The organism is Mycobacterium sp. (genome assembly GCF_035640695.1).
In the GTDB taxonomy this organism is placed as follows: domain Bacteria; phylum Actinomycetota; class Actinomycetes; order Mycobacteriales; family Mycobacteriaceae; genus Mycobacterium.
The window spans coordinates 1-4,017 of record NZ_DASQVQ010000179.1; the positions used below are offsets into that span (position 1 = coordinate 1).

General features: G+C 66.8%; 5 protein-coding genes. 2 read left to right on the top strand and 3 right to left on the bottom strand.

Translation table 11 applies throughout. From position 1 onward, the window contains the following. Nucleotides 1–105: 105 nt before the first annotated feature. Nucleotides 106–378: a hypothetical protein gene (locus VE759_RS21220; protein ID WP_324936112.1), complete on the top strand. Its 273-nt coding sequence runs from the start codon at nucleotides 106–108 to the stop codon at nucleotides 376–378. Between the two features lie 465 nt (nucleotides 379–843). Continuing rightward, nucleotides 844–1,644 carry an MOSC domain-containing protein gene (locus tag VE759_RS21225; RefSeq protein ID WP_324936114.1) on the top strand — a complete coding sequence of 267 codons (801 nt, stop codon included), beginning with the start codon at nucleotides 844–846 and terminating at the stop codon, nucleotides 1,642–1,644. A gap of 163 nt (nucleotides 1,645–1,807) precedes the next feature. Here VE759_RS21225 and VE759_RS21230 read toward each other — a convergent pair whose 3' ends face one another. The 3 genes from VE759_RS21230 to VE759_RS21240 form a co-directional block, all read right to left on the bottom strand. Further along, entirely contained in the window at nucleotides 1,808–2,938 is a 1,131-nt protein-coding gene (locus VE759_RS21230; RefSeq protein ID WP_324936116.1) for an alcohol dehydrogenase catalytic domain-containing protein, read from the bottom strand. Further along, nucleotides 2,935–3,408: a thioesterase family protein gene (locus VE759_RS21235; RefSeq protein ID WP_324936118.1), complete on the bottom strand. Its 474-nt coding sequence runs from the start codon at nucleotides 3,406–3,408 to the stop codon at nucleotides 2,935–2,937. The genes VE759_RS21230 and VE759_RS21235 overlap by 4 nt, the downstream gene beginning before the upstream one ends. 171 nt (nucleotides 3,409–3,579) lie before the next feature. Beyond that, nucleotides 3,580–4,017 (bottom strand): transglycosylase family protein (locus VE759_RS21240; RefSeq protein ID WP_414687973.1); only part of this gene is annotated, 438 nt, incomplete at its 5' end.

A 4,017-nucleotide genomic window follows, 5' to 3' on the forward strand; every position in this document is an offset into this window, starting at 1 on the left:
CAGTCGACGGTTTCCGGATTAGGAAACTAAACGTCTAGTTTTCTACGGCGCCGGCCCAAGTGCAGTTGCGCGGCAAGCACGGCCTGACAGTCAAGGAGACTAACGATGCGAATTAGCCTGAAATACCTCACAACAGCGGTGGCAGCCGGGGCCGCGACGGTGGCTATTGCCGCCGCACCGACCGCTATGGCTCAACCCGCTACCACGGATCCGGCGCCGACCACGAGCGCGCCGGTTGTCGAGACCGTCGGCTGGCACGGCGGTGGCGGGCACGGCGGTGGCGGGCACGGCGGTGGCTGGCACGGCGGTGGCTGGCACGGCGGTGGCTGGCGCGGCGGTGACCGCTGGGGCTGGTGGCCCTGGGGTTGGCGCCGCTAACAATCACCATCCACACCCCGGGGTGCACCCGGCCTGACAGAGTCGTCACGCCGGATGCCCGTTGGCTCGCGAGGATGGACGGGCGGAGGGCGACATTGTTGCCTAACCTGGACACGAGGATCCGAAGGAGCGGACGTGACTATGACTCCGCACCTCCGCCCGCGCAATCCAGAGACAGTCGATCAAAACTTCAATACGCGCCATGGCGCTGGGAGCCTGCCGAACGCATTCATGTGGGCTGTATGGGCGGCCGACGGCTCGGACTACCTGGCCTCCCCTGCTGTCCCTGATCCTGCCCCTGTCTTGTGGACCAGTTGACGGGATCCGGCCACCCGAATTTTGCATAGGCAAGACCGATTCGTAGGGACCGCAACCATGGGATCTGCACCAACTGTGACCAATGGCGGTATCAACCGCCGAGCCGAGACTGACGTTGCCACCTCTTCGACGGACCGTTGTGGGCAGATGTGGGTGGAATCGTTACGCCGCTACCCGGTGAAGTCGATGCTCGGCGAAGACGTGCACAGCATGTTCGTCGACGAGCGCGGCGCCGCAGGCGACCGGCGACTGGCGCTGATCGACACGGTGACCGGGCGGGTGGCCAGCGCTAAGCAGGCCCGGCTATGGCGTGGGCTGCTTCAGTTCACCGCAAGCGGGGACACCGGGCGGGTGCGCATCCGGCTGCCAGACGGAACAAGCGTGGCGGCCGACGAGCCTGGCATTGATGACCTGCTCTCGTGGCTGTTGGGACGCGCGGTCCGATTGGTTAGCCAGCGGCCGCAGGGCGCCGCGGTGGAACGCCCGGACCCTGAGAAGGTGCTCGATCGCGGCGTGGACGCCGAGGTCGAGGCCCGCATTCTGGAAATCGGCCAGGCGACCCCGGGCGACTCGTTCACCGACGTTGCCCCGCTACACGCGATAACGACGGCCACCCTGGAGGGCATCGGCGTGGAGGCGCTGCGCTACCGGCCGAACCTGGTGATCGCGACGCCGCCCGGGTACCCGCCGTATGCCGAAAACGAGTGGGTCGGCAGGGAATTGACCGTCGGCGAGGCGCGGCTGCGTGTTCTGACGCCCACACCTCGGTGCGTGCTGCCGACACTCGAGCACGGCCCACTACCACGCGCCCCGCACGCGATTCGCACACCGGCGGCCGAGAATCGGGTGGAGGCACGCGGTTTCGGAGTGCTGCCGTGCGCCGGGGCCTACCTGGACGTGTTGGCGAAGGGCACCGTCCGTAGCGGGGACCCCGTCACCCTGCATTAACTGCCAACGGTCGCTGGCCCGTTCGGACACGGCTCCGGACCAGCACCACAGGTGAAGTCGACCGTCACACGTCCGACGCGGGGCCGCGGTCCATGCTCCGGACTGTTGCGCTCGGCAAGATCGACTGACATGCAACGGCACATCTGATCTTGGCCGGCGACAACTATGGCGCGGCCACGATATCTGTTTCGGCGAACATGATGACCTGCCGGATGGCGGTGCCGTCGGCCAGCTCATCCATGCCCTCGTTGATTTGCGCCAAGGCAATGCGTGAGGAGATGAGCTTGTCCACCGGCAGCGTGCCATCGCGCCACATCTGCGCATAAGCCGGGATATCGCGCTGGGGCACTGAGGATCCCAGGTAGCTGCCGGTGATCGTACGTGCTCCCGCGACGAGATCCAGGGGCGCGATCGCCGAACGCGCGTCGGGCGCTGGTAACCCGACGGTCACGGTGATGCCACCCGGAGCGGTTGCGGCGACAGCGGTTTCGAATGCGCGAGGATGTCCTGCTGCTTCGATCACGACGGGTGCCATGATCGCGTGTTCGGCCAGCTCTTGCGGTGTGTAGGTGGCCGCGGCCCCGGCAGCGCGCGCGGCGTCGAGTTTGGCGGGCAGGCTATCGACGCCGATGACCTCACCATGCCCCAATGCAACCGCGGTGATCAGCGCGGCCATGCCCACTCCACCGAGGCCCACGACCATAACCGACTGTCCGGGCAGTGGTTTGGCGGCGTTAATGACCGCGCCGCCGCCGGTGAGCACCGCGCAACCCAAGACCGCGGCAATCTCCGGCGGTATGTCATCGCCGACGGGAACGACCGATGCCCGGTTGACCACCGCGTGGGTGGCGAATGCGGACACGCCAAGGTGGTGGTTGACTGGCCGGCCTTCCCGATGTAGGCGGATATGTCCGTCAAGCAGCGTTCCGGCGTTGTTGGCTGCGCTACCCGGTATGCACGGCAATCGGCCGTCAGTGCGGCACCCATCGCACTCGCCGCAGCGGGGCAGGAACGCCATCACCACGCGCTGACCCACGGCAAGGTCAGTGACGGCATCGCCGAGCGCTTCGACGCGGCCGGCCGCTTCATGGCCCAACAACATCGGAACGGGTCGGCGGCGGCTGCCGTCAACCACTGACAGGTCGGAGTGGCAGATGCCTGCGGCCTCGATGCGCACGAGCAGTTCGCCACGGCCGGGCGGATCGAGGTCCAGTTCGTCGATGACAAGCGGGGCGGACGTGCGATAGGGCCTGGGGCGGTCCATCTCCTCGAGTATCGCGCCGGAAATCTTCACTGCGCCGCCTCTGATGTGCTGTTGATCAGCAGCCGCCGGATCGGCGGCGGAATGGGGACGGGCCGACGGGTCTTGCGGTCGACATACACGTGCACCCAGTGACCCCTCGCCGCGATCGGGCTCGCCTCCGGTCCAGTGGTGGCCTCGAACAGACCCAGGTCGTAGGTGACGCTGGAGCGGCCCACCCGCAACACGCGCAGCCCCACCACCAGTGGCCGCGGAAACTCGAGGGGGCGCAGGTAGGCGCAGCCCGACTCGGCCACGACGCCCACCACTGGTATGCGGGTGGGCTCGATTCCGCTTTCCGCAATGATCCACCCGTTGATCGCGCTGTCGAACAGTTGGTAGTACACCGCATTGTTCACATGCCCGTACATGTCGTTGTCGGCCCACCTGGTGGTAACGGGGTAGGTCACGTCGAAGTCTTCAAGTGTGAGGCCGTTGTCTTGCTGCGCAGGCGTCGTTCCCATCTCGTCCTCACGTCCACGTGCGATGCGTGGTTTGGGATGCCACCACGCGATTTTGACACCCGAGTCGGCCCCCTCGGTGGCCGGCCCGACCGTAGGGACGTGGAACACCGACCCGATCGCCCGGGCCTGAGCGACACTGACGGGCCGCCTGGTGGGCGGCGAAATCATGCCTCACGTGAGCGGAGTGAGCAGCACGGTGCACAGGTGCGGCAGATTCCCGAGAGGAATCCAGGCCACCATCGCGCGGCACGTCCCACCCGCCATGCCCACTGGGCCACCACAGACGGGCCAAGCTCCGAGTCCTTGGGTGTGCAGCACGTTTCGTGCGACCCGTATCTGCTCATCGCGACTCGCGGCGGCGGGTGATCCGACTCCCCCGTTCGCGGCCCACGTGGCCGGGGTGAACTGAAGTCCACCGTAGTAGCCGTTGCCGGTGTTGGCTGTCCAGTTCCCTCCCGATTCGCATTGAGCCATGGCGTCCCAGTTGGGTTCAGCGTCAGCAGGCGGGACTTCGAGGGCTATTTGAGCCACGGCGATCGCACCGGTGATCGCGAGCACGGTGACGGCCTTGCGCCCACGCATGTCGATCCCTTCGTGAACTCGTCCGCG

Excerpts from the sequence above, each read along its gene's own strand:
- VE759_RS21220 (WP_324936112.1), top strand. The coding sequence starts at position 106 with ATGCGAATTAGCCTGAAATACCTCACAACAGCGGTGGCAGCCGGGGCC.
- VE759_RS21235 (WP_324936118.1), bottom strand. The coding sequence starts at position 3,408 with ATGGGAACGACGCCTGCGCAGCAAGACAACGGCCTCACACTTGAAGAC.
- VE759_RS21225 (WP_324936114.1), top strand. The coding sequence starts at position 844 with ATGTGGGTGGAATCGTTACGCCGCTACCCGGTGAAGTCGATGCTCGGC.